Annotated in this window: 14 protein-coding genes and 1 pseudogene; 7 read left to right on the top strand and 8 right to left on the bottom strand. The window is 48.0% G+C overall.

Annotation, left to right across the window (positions count from 1 at the left end; translation table 11 throughout):
* Positions 1-9: 9 nt before the first annotated feature.
* From K5Q99_RS14600 to K5Q99_RS14585, 4 genes are all read right to left on the bottom strand, one after another.
* Positions 10-624 (bottom strand): DedA family protein, encoded by a 615-nt coding sequence (locus K5Q99_RS14600; protein WP_220777264.1) that lies wholly within the window; start codon positions 622-624, stop codon positions 10-12.
* A 212-nt stretch (positions 625-836) separates the two neighbouring features.
* The gene (locus tag K5Q99_RS14595; RefSeq protein ID WP_220777263.1) at positions 837-1,757 is read right to left on the bottom strand and encodes a manganese-dependent inorganic pyrophosphatase; all 921 of its coding nucleotides are present in this window, start codon (positions 1,755-1,757) and stop codon (positions 837-839) included.
* A 143-nt stretch (positions 1,758-1,900) separates the two neighbouring features.
* Positions 1,901-2,362: a NanQ anomerase/TabA/YiaL family protein gene (locus K5Q99_RS14590; RefSeq protein ID WP_220777262.1), complete on the bottom strand. Its 462-nt coding sequence runs from the start codon at positions 2,360-2,362 to the stop codon at positions 1,901-1,903.
* A 149-nt stretch (positions 2,363-2,511) separates the two neighbouring features.
* The gene (locus tag K5Q99_RS14585) at positions 2,512-4,905 is read right to left on the bottom strand and encodes a TonB-dependent receptor plug domain-containing protein (RefSeq protein WP_220777261.1); all 2,394 of its coding nucleotides are present in this window, start codon (positions 4,903-4,905) and stop codon (positions 2,512-2,514) included.
* Positions 4,906-5,255: 350 nt separating this feature from the next.
* On the opposite strand from K5Q99_RS14585, the gene K5Q99_RS14580 reads away from it, so the two are divergent.
* The 4 genes from K5Q99_RS14580 to K5Q99_RS14565 all read left to right on the top strand — a co-directional run bounded on the left by K5Q99_RS14580 (position 5,256) and on the right by K5Q99_RS14565 (position 8,578).
* Complete coding sequence (locus tag K5Q99_RS14580; RefSeq protein WP_220777260.1) at positions 5,256-6,311, top strand: alpha/beta hydrolase; 1,056 nt, start codon at positions 5,256-5,258, stop codon at positions 6,309-6,311.
* 183 nt (positions 6,312-6,494) lie between these two features.
* Positions 6,495-7,070: an LON peptidase substrate-binding domain-containing protein gene (locus tag K5Q99_RS14575; protein WP_106649247.1), complete on the top strand. Its 576-nt coding sequence runs from the start codon at positions 6,495-6,497 to the stop codon at positions 7,068-7,070.
* 53 nt (positions 7,071-7,123) lie between these two features.
* The gene (locus K5Q99_RS14570) at positions 7,124-8,035 is read left to right on the top strand and encodes a pseudouridine synthase (RefSeq protein WP_106649248.1); all 912 of its coding nucleotides are present in this window, start codon (positions 7,124-7,126) and stop codon (positions 8,033-8,035) included.
* Between the two features lie 153 nt (positions 8,036-8,188).
* Positions 8,189-8,578 carry a hypothetical protein gene (locus K5Q99_RS14565; RefSeq protein WP_220591842.1) on the top strand — a complete coding sequence of 130 codons (390 nt, stop codon included), beginning with the start codon at positions 8,189-8,191 and terminating at the stop codon, positions 8,576-8,578.
* Positions 8,579-8,582: 4 nt separating this feature from the next.
* Here the strand turns inward: K5Q99_RS14565 and K5Q99_RS14560 are convergent.
* Positions 8,583-10,332, bottom strand: a pseudogene (locus tag K5Q99_RS14560) (alkaline phosphatase D family protein).
* Between the two features lie 178 nt (positions 10,333-10,510).
* Between K5Q99_RS14560 and K5Q99_RS14555 the strand changes: the two are divergent.
* From K5Q99_RS14555 to K5Q99_RS14545, 3 genes are read left to right on the top strand one after another with little or no spacing between them, the layout of a single operon-like run.
* Complete coding sequence (locus K5Q99_RS14555) at positions 10,511-11,425, top strand: dTDP-4-dehydrorhamnose reductase family protein (RefSeq protein WP_220777259.1); 915 nt, start codon at positions 10,511-10,513, stop codon at positions 11,423-11,425.
* Between the two features lie 8 nt (positions 11,426-11,433).
* A complete protein-coding gene (locus tag K5Q99_RS14550; RefSeq protein ID WP_220777258.1) occupies positions 11,434-12,744 on the top strand; it encodes a sensor histidine kinase in 1,311 nt (436 codons plus the stop codon).
* Positions 12,741-13,292 carry a response regulator transcription factor gene (locus K5Q99_RS14545; RefSeq protein ID WP_220777257.1) on the top strand — a complete coding sequence of 184 codons (552 nt, stop codon included), beginning with the start codon at positions 12,741-12,743 and terminating at the stop codon, positions 13,290-13,292. The genes K5Q99_RS14550 and K5Q99_RS14545 overlap by 4 nt, the downstream gene beginning before the upstream one ends.
* Before the next feature lie 210 nt (positions 13,293-13,502).
* Here the strand turns inward: K5Q99_RS14545 and K5Q99_RS14540 are convergent, their stop codons facing one another.
* The 3 genes from K5Q99_RS14540 to K5Q99_RS14530 all read right to left on the bottom strand — a co-directional run bounded on the left by K5Q99_RS14540 (position 13,503) and on the right by K5Q99_RS14530 (position 18,654).
* Positions 13,503-15,839 (bottom strand): M4 family metallopeptidase, encoded by a 2,337-nt coding sequence (locus K5Q99_RS14540; protein WP_220777256.1) that lies wholly within the window; start codon positions 15,837-15,839, stop codon positions 13,503-13,505.
* Positions 15,840-16,421: 582 nt separating this feature from the next.
* Positions 16,422-17,129 carry an SDR family oxidoreductase gene (locus K5Q99_RS14535; RefSeq protein WP_220777255.1) on the bottom strand — a complete coding sequence of 236 codons (708 nt, stop codon included), beginning with the start codon at positions 17,127-17,129 and terminating at the stop codon, positions 16,422-16,424.
* A 13-nt stretch (positions 17,130-17,142) separates the two neighbouring features.
* Complete coding sequence (locus K5Q99_RS14530) at positions 17,143-18,654, bottom strand: cryptochrome/photolyase family protein (protein ID WP_246604497.1); 1,512 nt, start codon at positions 18,652-18,654, stop codon at positions 17,143-17,145.
* Positions 18,655-18,844: the final 190 nt, after the last annotated feature.

Raw genomic sequence — 18,844 nt, 5'->3', positions numbered from 1 at the left:
CTAAATCGCTTACTGCGGATTTCTGGTTTGCCACCTGCGCCAAGTGTAGGTGATTAGCGCGGCGAGTATTAGGCTGACAATGGCCCATGTGGGGTATTTGTGCTGATGGTAAAACGTCAGCATAGGAGCAATTTCATCGCGGATTAACACTGGGCCTAATCCAAAAAGTGCCACCCAAATGCTGGTGGCTAGGGCATTACCTATCACAAATTGCTTAAGTGGCATTTTAGCCAAGCCGCAGCCGATAAACATAAATTGTTTTAATCCCTCAACAAAACGACTCAGCACTAAAGCGGCAATGCCATATTGACCAATAACGCCATGGATTTTGTCTTCCAATTGCGGTTTTATCCAGCCCTTCTTAAGCAACACATCACCAAAGCGCCAACCGATAAAATATCCCAAACTGTTACCGCAGAGTGCAGCGCAAGCAGCGACGATCAACACCAATGGCAGTGACATTTGCCCTGTGGCAGCTAATAAACTGGCGACAATCAATAAGGATTGCCCCGGCGCTGGAATGCCAAAACCTTCGACAGAAATCGCGGCAAATAGCAGCACATAGCCGTATTGCTGCAGCCAAGGGGTGAGTTCGGTGATGATATGTTGTAACGCTTCTGGCATGGATAAAAGTGATCAAATCATTGGGACGATTGGCTCATCATACTCGCCAATTTATCTGGCTGGATAGATTTATGAGCAAAGTTTCATGCCCGTTTTAGTTAGCGGCGGTGAATAGACGTAACGCAGGGGTTATGAGCTTTTACCTGAAATATAAAAAAGGCCGAACTCAGTTCGGCCTTAATATCAGTACTACCGTCGCGACGATAAAACGACTATGCGAATGCGGCTTGCAGTTGTGGCACAACTTGTTTCTTACGACTTAATACACCGTCTAACCACACTTTGCCATCGACAGGAGTCTTGCCATAGGCGCGATTGATCAAGTCGGCGTCGTCAGAAACGATTAACAGCTCTGAGCCTTCTTTCATGATGTCAGTCAGCAGTAGCAATACGCTGTGGCGGTTACCTTCCACTTTTAGTGCTTTGATATCGGCTTCTAACTCGGCCTTGATATCGTCAAATACTGACAGGTCTATGACTTCTAACTGGCCGATACCGACTAAGTTACCGTTCATGTTGAAGTCTTTAAAGTCACGCATAACGAGGTCGCGTGCTGGCGTGCCTTGTACGGCTGATTTCACTTTGAACATTTCCATGCCCAGTTCTTTGAAATCTTCAACACCAGCGATTTCAGCTAAGGCTTCAACGCAACGAATGTCGGCAGTAGTGCAAGTCGGTGATTTGAAAATCACGGTATCGCTCAGAATGGCGCACATCATGATGCCAGCGATATTTTTAGGGATAGCGACTTGGTAAAAGTCGAACATCATCTTGATCACTGTGTTGCTGCAACCTACTGGGCGGATCCAGCATTCTAACGGGGTATCTGTGGTCAGATCGCCAAGCTTATGGTGATCGACAATCCCGACTATGGTCGCTTGGGCGATATCATCCGGTGCTTGAGTCAGTTCTGAATGGTCAACGATATACACTTGCTCGCCAGCGTAGCTGGTTTTGTATTCCGGTGCTTCGAAGCCGAAACGTTCTAGAATAAAAGCGGTTTCGGGTGATAATTCACCTAAACGTGCGGCAATGGCTTCTTCACCGATTTGGTTTTTTAAATAGGCTAACGCGATAGCACCGCAGATTGAATCAGAATCGGGGATCTTGTGACCGACAACGTAAATAGGCATTTCAGGGACTCTCCTTTAAATTTGTGACAATTTTAGCAATATTTGGCTCGGTTCGGAAATAGCCAAAGCGCATATCACTGCGCGCTTAAGACGCTATAACGCTAAAAATCCCGAGCTGAGATTTGGTAAAGATGGCTTAAGGGTTAGATCTTTACTTTTATCACGACTTTACGTACTGCTGTGGCAATATCGCCCGTGCCAGGCATATGCACATCGCCGGGGAAAAATAGTGCAAACATACCCGCTTTGAGTTGCACATAAGAGGCATTGGCTTTGTTTGTCTCGTAATCAAACTCGGCGTAATCGTGTTTGTCAAAATAGGGTTTTGAGGGTGTTTGGTCCGCTAGTGGCAAATAACCAAACTCTTCTTCACCGCTGAACACATATTGCACATCAATATATTTTTGATGTACTTCAAAGGGTTCTGTCGATCTATGCTTAGTGTGGTAGTCGTTGACTATCACAAAAATATTGTCGCCATCGAGGGGATAATTGCCTACGGGCAGCTGACTAAAGTCTGTGGTGGCAAGATGTGCTAATGCTGTGGCAAGCCGAGGGCTTAGGGATTGATAAATATGGCGGTTTGCTAAGGTATCGACGATCATCGGTTACTCGATAGGGCGGATGTGAATGAGTGAATTGTAAAGATTATAATCAGATAGTCGCCGTTAGGACATAATCTTTAGACATAAAAAAACAGGCCATTGCATGGCCTGTTTTTATATCAAGTGTCACTTCGTTCGCTAAGACGTGCTTAGTAAGTGTATTTAGCTTCTAAGAAATAGTAGCCACCATTAAAACCAAACGGGGTGTTGGTTAATGGGTAAACGAAAATGCCTCCGAAGTTATTGTCCTCAGGGCGTTTTTCTGGATACACATCAAACAGGTTTTGTACCCCAGCGGTGAAACTCAGCGCATCGGTTGCTGCGTATCTCACCGACAGATCCATCACCCATTGATCGCTGTAATTCACATCACCCGTTGAGTAACCCACAGTGTAATCGCCAAAGTAACTGAGGCGAATATTGGTCTTAAAGTCACCTAGCTCGTGGGTTAAGCCCAAGTTACCTGTGTTATGTGGCGTCGCCGAGGTCATGCGAGTTTGTTCTATGCTATCGAACAGTTTAGGGCCAAGTCCGTCTAAAATCTCTGGGAAATGAATATCTTGGATTTCAGTCTTATTGTAGGCATAGGCTAAGTTCGCCCGTAAATCACCCCAAGAGCCGATATCAAAATCTTGGCTCACCACAAGGTCAACACCACGGGTGCGGGTATCGACGGCGTTGATAAAGAAGCGCGCCGATTCCGCATTGGTGCCCGCTAACGCGGCCGCTACGGCGGGCGAATCATTAGGCGTCACTGAGCTCGACAGAATAATGCGATCATCGATGGAGATTTGATAGGCATCTAATGTCAGTGCTAAGCCAGTGTCATTGGTGTACACCAAGCCTAAGCTAAATGACTGGGATAGTTCGGGATCTAACTCATTAATACCCAATGCTTTGGTCACTGGCGATAGGGTGTTGAAAGTGCCAGATTCAATAGGCACCAGCTGACCCGTCACAGGATCGGGATTAAACAGCGTCGAGATATTGCTGAAGTACAGTTGCTGTACACTCGGCGCTCTAAAGCCAGTATTGATAGTGCCGCGCAGGGCTAAGTTGTCGGTAAAGTCGTAACGGCCCGCTAACTTCCAACTGGTGTTGCCACCAAAGTCAGAATAGTTTTCGTAACGTAGCGCCGCCGCCCAGTAAAACTCATTGGTTAACTGGTTTTCAAGCTCGACATAAACGCCAGTATTGTCACGGGTTTCATCCACTTGCGACTCAGGGGTAAAGCCAGTGAAACCTTGGCTACCCGCCGCGCGGTTGTCATAACCGCCATTGATGTATGAACCTGTTTCACCGGCTTCAATTTGATAGCCGTTTTGGCGCCACGACACTCCCGTCGCAAACAGGATTTCAGAATCATTAGCAAAGGCAAAGTAGCGCGAGGCATCGAGATTAAGATTGGTTTCACGGGTCGTGAGTGTGCCTGCATCAAACTCGGTTGGGCTATCTGGGCCTAAAGAGGCGTTTAAGGTATTAACAATATTGTAGTTAAATGAGTTTTCACCATGGCCTGCCGAAGTATCAATATTCCACTCGCCTAGGCTGAATTCATACCCCAGCACTAAGGACGCATCGATAATTTTAGGATTGATTTGCGGCAAGAAACCATCTGGATAGATTTCAGTTAAGTTACGGGCGTCGAGTGCGCGGCGGTAAAAGGCGCCTGACTTAGTCTCACGTTGGCTGATGCCACCAAACGCATAGAGTTTGCCATCTTTTGTGATGGGCTGGGCAGCGTTGATAAATAGACCTAAGTTGTCATATTCGGCATCACCGACCTGGTGGCTCTTACGGTTGAATGTCGCTTCGCGGGGATCGGCTGAGCCATCGGGTAAATCATTGTATTGTTTGCGTTCATCTAATCCGGCGCGGTTAGTGCTGTCTTTATGATGGGCTTCTAGTGAAACATTCACAAAGCCATCGTTACTTAAACTTATGCCGTGGTTTACACCCACACGCCATTGCTCGCCATCACCTATGTAGGTCTGCCCTGCTTGAGCCGAGAGGCTACCGCCTTGGTCGCTGTCCTTAAGCACCACGTTAATAACGCCAGCAATGGCATCCGAGCCGTATTGTGCCGAGGCACCATCACGCAGGATTTCGATACGCTTAATCGCCGTCATAGGGATAGCGTTTAAGTCGACGTTAGATGAACCTTTACCCACAGTGCCACTTAAATGCACTAGCGCTGAGCCATGACGACGTTTGCCGTTCACTAGCACTAAGGTGTGGTCGGGCGACAGGCCGCGCAAACTCGCGGGGCGCACCGCATCAGAACCATCTGTTACTGATGAAAATGGGAAGCTGTAGCTTGGCGCAGCAAATTGCAGTGCTTTAGCGGTTTCAGTCATGCCGGTCGATTCGAGCTGCTCGGCAGTGATAATGTCTACGGGAGCAACACTGTCAGTTGCTGTGCGCAGCGCTATGCGTGAGCCTATGATCTCGATTTTCTCGAAGCCAGGCTGTTGCTCTTCGGCTTGAACAGCTGGAATGGCCAGTGTAGACGACACTGCTAATGCGATAATCGCTAGACGCATAAAAACCTCTCAATGATGTTTGTAACCCGATACTCAAACTTAGGAGCGCAGATTAAAGATAACGTAACAATTCAATGTGGAGAAGGTTATCACTGTAACAATTGTTACATCTAGACGTAAATGTGCTAACTCAGAGCCGAGTGTTCTAGATAATGTTCAAAATGCAGTTGAATATATGGATGAAACCTTGCTATCTGCAGATATGTTATGAGTGTTTGGGTGCTTGAGTCGCTTGCCACATATTGATCACGAGCGAGTTAAGTCGATGATACGAATTGTTTATTGACGTGCGCCATCGTGGTTTAATGCGTTATTTCATTTTAATGGCACTGGCTTGAAGGAACACAGATTTGTCAGCGTTACGATTTCTCGCGGGAGCAACAGCATTTAATACCTTGGCAGAACAAGGACTTAAATCTGAACATTTTACCCAGCTACTTGCCGCCTCCGGTGGACCTAAATGGCTTGGTATCGCAGGGCTAGATAAGTATCTGTTTTCTGAGTTTTTCAAAAACAGACAAACACCGCTTTATACTCTTGGCGCGTCTTCAGGGGCGTGGCGTTTAGCCTGTTTGGCGCAGCAAGATCCTCTCGCAGCCTATGGTCGCTTAGAGGATTTTTATATTGGTCAGCGTTACGAAAGTATGCCAACCCCGCAGGAAGTCAGTGCACAAGTTAAAGGCGTAGTGCAGGGGATTTTAGGCGCCAGAGGCAGTAGTGAGATAGTCAACAACGCTCATATCCACAGTCATTTAGTGGTGTGCCGCGGCAAACATTTAAATCGTTTAACGGCAAAGCTGCCACTCGTTGTGGGGCTGGCGATAACGGCGGCGACTAACTTAGTCAGCCGCCGAAGTTTAGGCTGGCATTTTGAACGTGTGGTCTTTAGCCAACAAGTTGTAGCATCCCCCTTTTTGCAGCTCAATGATTTACCCAGTCAGCAGGCCGAATTAACCGAGGCCAATGTCGATGCTGTGATGTTAGCAACGGGATCAATTCCATTATTGCTAGCCCCCGTACCGCAAATAGAGGGTGTTGCCGATGGGCAATATTACGATGGTGGCATTACCGACTATCACTTCGACTTGCCTTTATCCCACGCTACGGGGTTGACGCTGTATCCACATTTTTATCCAACGATCAGCCCAGGATGGTTCGATAAATCCTTGAAGTGGCGCCAAGGCCGAGTCAATTATCACAATGCACTCGTGTTAGCACCATCGGCTGAATTTGTGGCTTCATTGCCCTTTGGCAAAATCCCCGACCGCGAAGATTTTAAACAACTGGATACGGCGCAGCGGATGCAATACTGGCGAACAGCGGTGGCCTTAAGTGAGCGTCTGGCCGAGGAGTTTGCCGAGGTTGTCGCAAGGGGAAATGTGCTAGAGCGACTAGAGCGTTTTTAGTTCGCCGTGATTGGGCTTAGAAAACGGCGGTTTAAATGCCCTGATTTCATCTAGTGGGCTACCAATTTATTTTGCACTCAAGGGCTTCAGGAAGGAAATTATTCTACCTGCTACACTCTAAAGTAATAGGGAATACGAATGCATTGATGTTCGTTTCCTTCTATTTAGGTGCTGGAGGTTGCTATGCAAACACGAGAAATGGCGTTACTCATGCGCGATGCCTTGTTGCTGCCACAGGGACGGGTAGAGGTTCGTGTAGTCGACCCCGGTCATCTGCGCATGGTGGCCGATGTCTTTAAGGGCAAATATGCGCTCGCTTTTGCCACCATACGGCCCCGCGGTAGTCCGCCCTGTTATCCCACCGCGACCCAATGCGACATTATCGATTTTAATCAGCTAGAAGATGATTCACTCAGCCTAGTGCTCGAAGGACGTCAGCGCGTCAGCATCCTCTCAGCGGCGCAGGCCAAAGATAAGTTATGGATGGCGCGTACTTTACCCTGCCGAAACTGGCAAGAGGAGCCGATTAAAGGCGAGTTTGAGCTGATAAGCGCCGCACTAGAACAGTTTTATGAGGTGAATCCCGATCTGTTTGAACTCTATTCTCAAGTGCATTTGGAAGACGCCGCTTGGGTAAGCCAACGCTGGCTCGAGGTTTTACCTATGTATAATAAGGACAAATTAGTGTTAGTGAATCAGCCAGATTGTCACAAAACCTTGGATTTCGTGCTGCAACTTATCAAGTCCCATGTGGACTGAAAAACCACAAAAAGGCTAGAATAGCGGCTTTCTATAGCTGCTTTTTTTGTAATATGACTGCATCAGCCCGCGCTGCCCAACCTTCTTACATAGTGCTTCCTGTGAATGTCACAGATAAACCCACAGTGTTTGCCTTTCTTGCACAGCATTTTGCCCGCATAGGTGAAGATGTATGGCGTCAGCGGATCCTCGACGGAAAAGTGCATTGGCGCGACGGCAGTTTGATCGCCTTGGACACCGAGTATCGTCCAGCTGCGCGGGTGTATTACTACCGTGAAGTGCCGGTTGAAGCGAAAATTCCCTTCGAAGAACAGATCCTATTCCAAGATGACAACGTTATTTTGGCCTATAAACCACACTTTTTACCTGTGACCCCAAGCGGCAATTATGTGAACGAATGTCTGGTACATAGACTGAGATTACGCACCGGCATAGACACTATCGCGCCTGCTCATAGGCTTGACCGTGAAACCGCAGGGGTGATCTTGATGACAGTCGCGCCCGAAACCCGCGCCCTTTATCATCAATTATTTATCGACGATGCTATTCGTAAAGACTATCAAGCGATTGCCAAGCTGACACCTGAAATTATTCAGCAATATCAACAGGGCAGCTTAACTTTACCCCTGTGTTGGACGGTAAAAAACCGCATGCAGCCGAGCGATCCGAGTTTTACCATGAAAATAGTAGAAGGCGAGCCGAATACCCATTCCGAAATCAGCCTAGTAGCCATTAATGGCGATCTTGGTTTGTTCCACCTGAGCCCAATTACCGGCAAAACCCACCAGTTGCGGGTGCATATGCAAAGCTTAGGTATGCCACTGTTAAACGACAGATTTTATCCAAGCTTATTACCCAAAGGACCGGATAAATTTGAGGCCCCCCTAAAATTGATGGCACAGCGTTTACGTTTTATCGATCCTGTGAGCGGGATCCATCACGACGTGCAATGTGAGGGTTTTTAGTTGTAGTCAGCGGAAAGCATTATTTCCAGTTCGCTTGAAGGAAATGGTCAGATGCAATTGTGCGCTTGGCTCTGTGATGGTATGAATACAAACTGCAGTATCTGAGTCTCTGCCATAGGGAGCCATATTACGATTGTTTGAAGGAAGTCCATTATGACTAAATCTGCGATGATCTCTATCTTACTTTGCGCTGCGGTATTAGTGGCAGCCATGTTTGTTGGCGACTGGACTAAACAACCTTATTTGAAGGATATTGCCGCTGAGATCCGTAAGGGGGCTGCGGTGATTGAACCGAAGAAACCGAGCTCGTCTGCTGCATCGGCCGTTGAGGCTGATGATGTGGACCAAGACTCGAAGGTGATTTGGGATCAAATGGTACATGAGAAACCAGCAGGTAAGCCGCAGTCAGAGGCGTTGATTTTCAATCAAGTACAGCCGAAGAAAGTCGAAACCGATGAGGTATTATCTAAAAATATTCCACCGCTGGATTCGGGTTCGGGTGCCACTCAGCCTGAGACGGTTAAACATAATAAACCCGTTTAATTTGTTATTCCTGTTTGGGAGGTTCGAACAAGGTTTCGCTCATATCACCATGTAAAACTGCAATTTTTGTTGGCGCACCATCATCCGCAAGTTCCAAAATCCCAATACCGCTTTTATTCACTAAACGTTTGCTCGGCGCACCATTCGGTCTTCTGCCGCGCAGCGACATACGTTTTCGTTTTGTCAGTAAATTCAGTGGCGAAAAGTGGCCGTAAAACCAGCCATTGAGTTTATCGAAAATCGGTAACAACTTCTCGGGGAAGTGATTTTTAATGCCGCTGCAGGTGATTTGGTAGATGTTAGGACTGCTGCGCCTAAAGCGAATACTAATGTCGTAACTAAAGGAGTAATGCACATCGCCGGAGAGGATCACAAATTCCTCTGGGGTTTTACGGTGCATAAAAATACTCAGTAGCGCGTTGGCGGCACCGGGGTGGGCCATCCAGTTTTCGGCGTCCACCAACAAAGAAGCGCCCATCAGCGTGGCTGTACGCTGCACAGCCTCAATCAGTTTGACCCCAAACATAGGGGCAGGCGAGACGATAATGACCTTCGACTGGCCGAGCAATTCTTGCTGCAAATCCATTAACGCCTCCCAATCCATTAAGCCGGAAGGTTTTGCTAGATTGGATTCACTGCGCCAGCGGCGGGTGCGGGTATCGAGCACCACAAGTTTGGGCGAGGTCGCTAAGGTGTAATGCCATTGCTCAAATTTAAGTAATTCGTCGATGAGCAGATCCTGACTTTCACTCTGTGGCTGTGCAAAAAAAGCATCGAGCAGCGGGCGGATTTCATCAGCAAATTTATCGGGCGCATTGCCGAGCCCTTGGAATAAGGTATAGCCAATCAGTGCATTACCTATAATGCGTTTCGAAAATGCATGCTCGTAGGCAGCGAGTTCCCATTTGGCGGTGAGGTTCCAGTCGTCGGTGACGTCGTGGTCGTCAAACATCATGTAAACGGGAATGTGCGCCATAAAGCGCCTCACCTGCGTCAGCCCAGCTTTAAAGCCGAGCAAATGTTGCCATTCATTCTGCCAGCGGGCGTTATTGGCGGATGTTAAGCCATCAACATCCTTGGGGATATTGACTAATTCCCATAGCTCTGGCGACCAAGTAAGTAAATACAAGGCGATGATTTCATTCAGGCTGACAAGATGATTCTCAGCAATGGAGGAAGTGAAAATCGGGTGATTGCGATACCAACGCCATAGCGCGGTTTTAGCTGGATATTGAGTGTGCGGCAGCAGGTTTTTATGGCGCTGATACAAATCGGCGGGCTGATAATGCAGTGCCTCACTGCTCGTTATATTCGCCCCTTCAAACTGCTCATGCTGAAGGCCAAGCAAGTCGATGACTTGTCCTATGGCGTTTAACATGGGGCCTGCCACATCATCGATATAAACTTGATCGCCACTCATCACGATAAGAGCGGGGCAATACTTGGGTTAATTCTGGGGTAAAACGCACACTTGGCGATGAGGCATCGCCATAGTTCAGCTGACTGATGTTGGCAAAAATATCCCCATGTTGGGAGGCGGATACTTGGTAATTTGTGACTCGATTCGGCGTGAGTAACTCTGGTCGCGACAGCATGATCAGATATTGATGGGCGTGCTGCCCGAGTGGCACATAGTGCACATCGGCATCCTGCAACGGAAACTCATGTTCCCCTAGACGCAACATAAGCTCAGTTAATGGCTCACGACTTACAAACCACAAGGTAAAATGGGTGGCATCGCAGTGGCGCAGCATGGGGCCTGCCAATATCAGAGGAAGTGTCGGAGTCAAATTCAGCCTATTGGTGCTCAGGTTAATCTCAAGTGAGTTAACCCTAAGTAAGTTTGGTTTAAAAGAGTAAACAAGTGCGTTGAATATGAAAAGCTTTTAGAATTGTCAGCCATACACATGAGTTGAAACTGAATGGGGCAATATGGCTAAGGTCATGGTAACTGGCGCGACAGGGCTACTCGGCCGAGCTGTCGTAAAACAGCTTGAATTAACGGGGCATGAGGTTGTGGCAACAGGTTTTAGCCGCGCAAGTGAACGAGTGTATAAACTCGATCTCACAGCCCCTTTGGCTGTCGAGACATTTATCGCCCGCGAGCAACCGCAAGTCATAGTGCACTGCGCCGCCGAGCGTCGCCCCGATGTCTCCGAGCAAAATCCGCAGGCGGCATTGGCACTTAACTTAACTGCTAGCCAAGCCTTAGCTAAGGCAGCCAAGGCCAATAATGCTTGGCTTATCTATGTTTCTACTGATTATGTGTTCGATGGTACTCAGCCTAAGTACGACGAAGATGCTGCCACTCATCCGGTGAATTTTTATGGTGAATCTAAGCTAAAGGGCGAAGAAATCGTGCTCAACACTAGCGCTGATTTTGCCGTGCTACGCTTGCCAATCCTTTACGGCCAAGTCGAGAAGCTGAGTGAATCTGCTGTGCTAGTGCTGATCAACCAACTGATTGAACGTCGGGCTCAAGGTGCCGATCATTGGGCTGTGCGTAGTCCAACATCAACCGCCGATATTGCTCAAGCCATAGATAAGATGATTGCACAACATATTGCAGCGCCAATAGTGCAGGGGATTTATCACTTTAGCGCCATAGAGACCATGACTAAGTATCAGATGCTGCTGACCCTTGGGGAGATTCTCCAACTCAGCACGGCGCACTTAACGCCTGAGTCGACACCGACAGATAACGCCAAACGGCCAAGGGATTGCACTTTAAGCTGTGCGCGTTTAGCTGCGCTCGGGATTTGTTCTGAAATCAATTTTGCCACTGGCGTGCGCCAAGCATTAACGCAATCGAGTGGTGCATTGGCCGCATTCGGACTCACTCTGTAGGAATCGCCATGGCTAAGATCTTAGGGACCAGTCTACAGGCTGCCGACCAAGTCGCATTACTGCGAACCTTAGGTTTGCTGCTGCAAATAGGCTTAACCACGTTTGCCGCCGATACTTTTGGTCTTAGCCTGCAAATGGAGCCGTTAGTGCATGTGTTAGTGCTGGAGGTGTTATACCTGTCGCTCACATTGGCGCTACGTAAACCCTTATTTGCCAAGGAGCGTGGCCTCTTTATTGCGCTCAGCTTAGACACATTATTTTGGATATCTTGGCTGCACTTTTCCGGCGGCGCGACCAATGCGTTTATCTCGTTATTACTGTTGCCGATTGCACTTGCGGCTGTGACTTTGCCAATCTGGGCACCTTGGGCGCTGACGGCTATTTCAACCTTAGCCTACAGTTTGATGATTTTTACTGTGCCCGAATCCCCCATGCAGCACCACGGTATGGACATGAGTTCCCACTATTTAGGCATGTGGTTTAATTTTGTGATTTCAGCTTTGGTGATGACAACCAGCGTGGCGTTGATTACTAAACGTATGCGCCGCCAAGATGCGCAGCTAGCCTATATGCGTGAAGGGCAATTGCGTCAGGAACAACTCTTAGCCCTAGGCACTGCATCGGCGCAGATGGCGCATCAATTGGCCACACCGCTTTCGAGCCTGAGGTTGCTACTCGATGAAGTCAAAGAAGATATGAGCGGCACTTCGATAACGGTTGTGGAGATGGAGACTGCGCTAGGCCGCTGTGAACATACGCTCGCCGAGCTGCGATTGGCGACTGAGTCGATCCGCGATCGCCGCCAGCGGCCACAAAAGATCGCTGAGCTGGTGGACGGTTTAAAGCAAAAAACCTTACTGCTTATGCCGCAGACCGAACTGAACTGGTTGTTCACTTGTGCGCCTGAGCAACTGGCAGAGCAAAGCATTCTGACCGATATGAGTCTCACACCTGCCATCATGGCTTTGATTGAGAATGCCGCCCGCGCCAGTGTCGAAACCCTAGGTGCGCCGCAGGTGGATATCAGCTTAGATATCGCGCCAAGTGAAGCTCAAATCTATTTGCAGATCCGTGATTATGGCGCCGGCATTGCGCCTTCTTTATTACCGCAATTGGGCACCTTATTAATTGAGAGCCCCAAGGGCTTAGGGGTTGCGCTGCTGCTCAGTCACGCCAGCCTAGAGCGTTTGGGCGCAGAATTGATTCTGGCCAATCATCCCCAAGGCGGTACTGTGGCACAAATTTGCTTTACGATTCTCAAGGACAAAACGGCATCGTTATCGCCCAAGACTCAGGCTGCTGATGGAGTCAGATCATGAAACGTTTATTGATTGTTGAGGATGATCTTTCTCTGGCGAGTATTTTAGGCCGACGGCTCACGCGCCACGGCTTTGAGTGCCGCTTTACCCATGATGCCAGCGATGCTCTGCTGGTGGCGCGGGAGTTTCGCCCTAGCCACATTTTGTTAGACATGAAGCTTGCCGAAGCTAATGGCTTAGGGTTAATTGTGCCGCTACGTAATCTACTGCCTAAGGTGACTATGGTGTTGCTCACTGGCTACGCCAGTATCGCCACTGCGGTGGAAGCGATTCGCCTCGGCGCCGATAATTATTTAGCTAAACCTGTGGATACCCAAACCTTGCTCGCCGCACTGGAAATGGATGGGCATTCCCATACTCTTCAAGAAGATGAAGTCGATGACTCGCCCCTTAATCCTAAGCGTTTGGAGTGGGAGCATATTCAGCAAGTGCTTAATGCGAACCAAGGCAATGTGTCTGCTACTGCCCGCCAACTCGGGATGCATCGCCGCACCTTACAACGTAAGTTACTCAAAAAATCTGTGGGTGAAAGTGGCCATTTGAAGTAACGCTTTATTTTCGCATGCTGGCCAGTGAAGCTGGCTCAAGCACATGACATAAGGATTCTAACGGGATCGAGGCTGGCATAGTGCGCCGCATTTGAGCATAAAAAATGCCACTCAAAAAAGGCTGAGTGGCATTAACAAGAAACGAGAAGTTTATCGATAAATTGGCGCTAGGATTTTACGCTAGCGCCACGATACGATTATCTTATGCGATTAAAAGTTAACGGTTTCTTCGTTTGAGCAAGGGCCGTTAGTTTCACACACTTTATAGCTGAAGCTAGTGCCAGCTAGGTCAGTGAAGCGGTCAATAAACGATGAACTGCTTGACGTACTCACAGCAACGCCGTTACGGAAGATAGTGTACTCATCAGCGTTGTGACCTTCCCATTCGAGTGCAACACGAATGCTGCCGCGACGAGATTTGTTAGCGTTTTTCACTGTCATTTCTAACGCCACTTCTGGCACTTCAACTGCAAATTCTTCAGAAGTGCTTGCCGTTGCGCCATCGTTGTCAGTCACAGTCAATGTCACTGTGTAGTTGCCTGACTGAGCATACTGATGATTTACACTTGCGCCTGAAGCAGTCGTGCCATCACCGAAGCTCCAGCTCCATGCAACGACATCACCATCGCTGTCTGTACTGGTACTAGTGAAGCTACCGTTACCGTTGGCAAAGCTTGCCGTAAAGCCCGCTGTTGGATCTTGGTTTGGTACTTCATCGCCAGCGTCATAAGCACCCACTAGGCTCACACCTGTGTAGCTGCTATAGCCACTGACCATGACCCAATAAGTCCCTGTTTGGGCTGGATCGATAGGGCAGCTTTCGGCATTACCGGCTTTGTATGGACGGCAATCATAGCTACTAGAGGTAGGAGCTTGGCCGAATTTAACATACATGTCCGCATCACCCGTGCCGCCTGACATATTAAAGCTCAGGTTGGTTGCACCGCTTGCTACGTCGAGTTTGTAGTATTGTTTGCTACCAGATGCACCGGCTAAACCTGTCACTGCGACACCGTTCGCGAGTTCAGTCGCTTCTGGTGGTGGCGGTGGTGGTGGCGTTTCACAAGGTGTGATACCCACAGCAGCAAAGGCAGTAACCACATCGTCAGCACTTAAGCCTAAGTCAGTTGCCGCAGATTTAACGCCACATGCGCCTTGCCAGAACAAGCTGTCAGCCGTCCAATATAATTGGTTAGCAACCACAAATGTTTGGAATGCTTTGCGTGTATCCCAACCCGGTAAGTTTGCGAGTGTGTAGAAGGCTTTATTGAAGACACCTGAACTGTGGTGTACGTCGATGCCATCATAGTAATCGTCAATATGACCGATTGAGATACCGTCTAAGGTTGGATCTGCCATATAACGCAGTGCGCCATTGCCTTTAAAGATATCAGCACCGACTAACCAGTCGTTCGTGCCGTGCATGTAAAATTCAGCAGCTTCACCCGCCATATCTGAGAAGGCTTCGTTCATGCCACCAGATTGAGCATCGTAAATCAGGCCTGAGTTTTGCTCAGTGAAACCATGGCTCACTTCGTGTGCCGAGACATCTAAGCTCACTAATGGGTAGAAGGTCGTTGCGCCATCACCGAAGGTCATAGCACTGCCGTCCCAGAAGGCGTTTTCGTAGTTGCTGCTGTAGTGAACCCGCATGGTTAATTGGAACGTTAACGGCGCAGTGTTGTACCACTCGCTATACATGTTGTAGATCACGTTACCGAAGTAGTGCGCATCGTTCAATGGCGAGTAAGCACCGTTGATCTCTTTAACTGTATTGCGTGGGCAAGTATAAGAGAAGGCTGTTGCGCCTGATGTGGCACCGTTTAAGTTAACGGTTTTCACGTTAGGTGAGTTCATGGTGCAGGTGTCACCGCTCACTTCAACGTCTAAGTAAGAGAAATCTGTACCGTATTCGTATTGGCCAGTCTTGATGTTGCCGCCAGGACCTGTACCGCTCGCAGCGTGGTTAATCCCTTCCCAACGCTTGAGTACTTCACCTGAGTGCGCGTCAATCATAGTGAATGGACGGCTTGGCTCATCGCCATATACCACAAAAGACGTCACATAAACGAGGCGAGTTTTAGCCGCATCATCAAGGTAAAGCCACAATTTAGCTTGTTTGTTTTCAGCTTTTAGGCCGGCAACCGCTTTCTCAGACTTACCACGAATGGCAATATCTAACGCTTTGTTAGCCGTTAAAGTGGGTTTGACAAAATCAGCCGACTTTTCAATATTTTTTAAAACGCGGCCAGACATGTCGCTGTAGAAGCCCATGCTTGATTGTGACGTTGCAACAGAGAAACCATAAACAGGCACGTCATGGAAATATTGTTGTAAACGTTGCTTCTGCTTGCCTTGACCTAGGTCGAGTTTTTTCTCGACTTTGAGTTGGCTACCTGCGTCTAAGTTGAACAGTGACACTAGATTATTGCTTGAAGACGCACTTCTGAGTGTACCGACATCGACAACATCAGCAGCAAATGCTGATGTGCCTAACGTAGCCGACACTGCAATGAAGAGTAGCGACAGTTTTTTGTTTAGCATCATGCTTAAAATCCTTTTTCCGTTTGTCATTAACGTTGGAATGCCATACTGCTTAACTGGCTCGGGCGAGCGTTTTTTATTGTGATTTCTACAGGGTCGTCGGCATACCTCTGCCATGGCCGAATAGAATGAGCTGTTGCTCAGGCGGAGATTCTCAGATTTTTATTCTGTGTAAAGCGTGAATGACCGCATGACCTTAGATGTTATTTAAATGTAAAAGTGTTAACAATCGTACAAAGGAACTATCTTCAGCGTTCATTTAGACGCTTTTAAATCTGAATTAGGACTTTTGGGTAATAGTGATTTAGCCTATTCAAATAGCGGGCTTTGTGAGTTATAAAAAATACTTTATTGATTGATTTTCATTGGTTTAGGTTGGAGCTGGTGGCGAGGTTAAGCGGGTGTTTTTAAGCGAGTGATTTTTTAAGTGGGTAGATTTAAGGATTAGCGGGGCTTCTGGGCATAACCCTTTTTTAAGGGGAAAGATCCATCGCTTTGCCGGATTCATTTTGAAACGCCCTTTGAAATATGCATTTTGCAAGAGCCCTCCCGCATCGCGCGACTAGGCTCACTGTTTAACTTATTTCACCAAGGTAACTCAGTGCCATCGTAGGCAAAAAAACGCCCTGTTTGTGCCGGAGTGGCATTGGCAATGATCGGCAGCAAGCAGTTGGCGACATACTCAGGTGTAAACAGTTTGCCTTTAGGGACACTCTGTTGAAAGGGTTGAGACAATGGTGTGTCTGTGGTGCCCGGATGCAGGGATAACACCACGCAGTGTTTCATGGTTCGTTGCCACTCAATCGCCAGTGTTTTGAGAAACATATTCAGCGCGGCCTTTGAGGCGCGATAGCTGTACCAGCCACCTAATCTGTTGTCGGTAATGCTGCCGACTTTCGCCGATATCACGGCAAATCTTGCCGAGTCACTTTGTTTTAAGGCATGGCAGAAGTGCTTAGCTAGCATGACGCTGGGCAGGGTATTAAGCGTTAAATTGTGCTGAAAAAAGGCGATGTCCAGTGACTGTAGGCTTTTTTCTGGCCCTTTATCTTGGGTGTGTAAAATCCCGACACAGTTAATAATCCAATCTAATTCAGTGAGTTGTTCACTTAGCTGTTTAATCTCGGCCTCATTGGTCACATCTAGCGCATGCCATTGGATATTATTCTGCCTGTCTTGGGGAAGATGATGCCTATAGGTGGCATGCACAGTGGCGTTGGGATATGCCTCTTGGACTCGCTTAACCATGGCTTGGCCAATACCTCCACTCCCGCCGACGATAAGTACTTTCATGGCAAACTCTCCACTATAAACGGTTTAGATGAGCGAGGTTGTGCTCGGCTGTGGCTAATATGGCGTGCCTTGTGGACTCGTCCATTTTGTCCCAAGTTTGGTATAGCATGCCGATCCTGGGGTTCTGCGACAATCTTGCGCGGTGTTTGTCCATAAAGCGCCAATAAAAGCTATTGAACGGGCAGGCAAGTGCGCCGCTACGTTCCTTTATTTTGTAATGACAGCCACTGCAGTAATCACTCATTTTATTGATGTAAGAGCCGCTGGCGGCGTAGGGTTTAGTACCGACAATACCGCCGTCGGCAAACAATGCCATGCCGCGAGTATTGGGCATTTCAACCCATTCGATGGCGTCAACATATACGCCTAAATACCACTTATCGACTTGATTTGGTTCGATTTCGGTTAATAAACAGAAATTGCCAATCACCATTAAACGCTGAATATGATGGGCGTAGGCAAAATCTAATGATTGGGATAACGCTTGTCGCATGCAGTTCATCTTAGTGTCGCCATGCCAAAAATAATCGGGCAGCGTTCCATGGGCATTGAGCGCATTAGTGCTGGCGTACTGTGGCATATTGGCCCAGTAAATGCCGCGAACGTATTCACGCCAGCCGAGGATTTGCCGAACAAAGCCTTCGACTTGGGCGATATCAATTTCAGCATTGGTTTGATAACTGTCGATAGCCGCATTGATGACTTCTAACGGACTGATTAATTTGCTGTTAAGGCTGAATGATAGCCGACTATGGTACAAGCTCCACTTGGCATGATGTTGCGCTGTCATGGCATCTTGAAAGCGGCCAAAGGATGGCAAGCAACTCTGACAAAAATAGGTTAATAATTCGAGGCTTTGCGCGCGGTTTATCGGCCACAGCAATGGCGCATCAATGCGACCCATGGTCGGGATTTGGTGACGCTCAAGCCTAGCGAGAATCTCAGTCACATCGAGGCTAAACATTAATGGCTCAGGCAAGACTTTTATATCTTGAGTTTTAAGCTTCTGACGGTTGCTGGCATCAAAGTTCCATTGCCCACCGAGTGGCTTTGCGTCTTGCATCAAGATGTTGAAGCGTTTACGCATACGGCGATAAAAGTGCTCCATCATAATGTGTTTGCCGACGGGGAACTGCGCATCGATTTCGTCAAACGGCAAGATAAAGTGTTCTGTATCAACACAGTTCACCACGGCGGTGTTGAGTTTAAGCTGGCTCAATTGCACGAGGAGTCGATATTCGTCAGGCCGTTGATATTCAAACTTAATCGCCCCCGTTTCGGCGACAAAATACTCTAGTAATGCGTTGAGGTCGGCAAAGTCTTGGGTATCGTCTAGGGTGAGGTAACGCACTTGATGCCCCGCAGCGCCAAGCTCGCTGGCAAACTGCGTCATGGCGCTGAAAAACGCGCATATCTTTTGCACATGGTGGGTCACATAAGTGTTTTCTTGGTGCAATTCTGCGATTAAATACAGCACCTTAGGATCGACTTGCTGATACCAAGTACTGAAGAATCCCCTGATGATTTACAAATAAATCATCAAATTAGGGTGGAAGCGCATCTTGTTGCATGATCAAATGGTTTCGCCAAAAACTACACTTGGACAACAAGATGCGCGAAGCCAATATCCTACAACATTCTTTACACCAATACTGCCCAGAACTTCACCTAAAACGATTAAACAGCTTGATGCTGGCCTCTAAGGCACTGATTGA

The sequence above is a fragment of the Shewanella hafniensis genome, assembly GCF_019655335.1.
GTDB lineage: Bacteria > Pseudomonadota > Gammaproteobacteria > Enterobacterales > Shewanellaceae > Shewanella > Shewanella hafniensis.
The sequence above is the reverse complement of the archived record's forward strand: the minus strand, read 5'-3'. Positions and strand labels throughout refer to the sequence as shown.

Coding starts and splice junctions, on each gene's coding strand:
- K5Q99_RS14600 (WP_220777264.1), bottom strand. CDS start 624: ATGCCAGAAGCGTTACAACATATCATCACCGAACTCACCCCTTGGCTG.
- K5Q99_RS14595 (WP_220777263.1), bottom strand. CDS start 1,757: ATGCCTATTTACGTTGTCGGTCACAAGATCCCCGATTCTGATTCAATC.
- K5Q99_RS14590 (WP_220777262.1), bottom strand. CDS start 2,362: ATGATCGTCGATACCTTAGCAAACCGCCATATTTATCAATCCCTAAGC.
- K5Q99_RS14585 (WP_220777261.1), bottom strand. CDS start 4,905: ATGCGTCTAGCGATTATCGCATTAGCAGTGTCGTCTACACTGGCCATT.
- K5Q99_RS14575 (WP_106649247.1), top strand. CDS start 6,495: ATGCAAACACGAGAAATGGCGTTACTCATGCGCGATGCCTTGTTGCTG.
- K5Q99_RS14570 (WP_106649248.1), top strand. CDS start 7,124: ATGACTGCATCAGCCCGCGCTGCCCAACCTTCTTACATAGTGCTTCCT.
- K5Q99_RS14565 (WP_220591842.1), top strand. CDS start 8,189: ATGACTAAATCTGCGATGATCTCTATCTTACTTTGCGCTGCGGTATTA.
- K5Q99_RS14555 (WP_220777259.1), top strand. CDS start 10,511: ATGGCTAAGGTCATGGTAACTGGCGCGACAGGGCTACTCGGCCGAGCT.
- K5Q99_RS14550 (WP_220777258.1), top strand. CDS start 11,434: ATGGCTAAGATCTTAGGGACCAGTCTACAGGCTGCCGACCAAGTCGCA.
- K5Q99_RS14545 (WP_220777257.1), top strand. CDS start 12,741: ATGAAACGTTTATTGATTGTTGAGGATGATCTTTCTCTGGCGAGTATT.
- K5Q99_RS14540 (WP_220777256.1), bottom strand. CDS start 15,839: ATGATGCTAAACAAAAAACTGTCGCTACTCTTCATTGCAGTGTCGGCT.
- K5Q99_RS14535 (WP_220777255.1), bottom strand. CDS start 17,129: ATGAAAGTACTTATCGTCGGCGGGAGTGGAGGTATTGGCCAAGCCATG.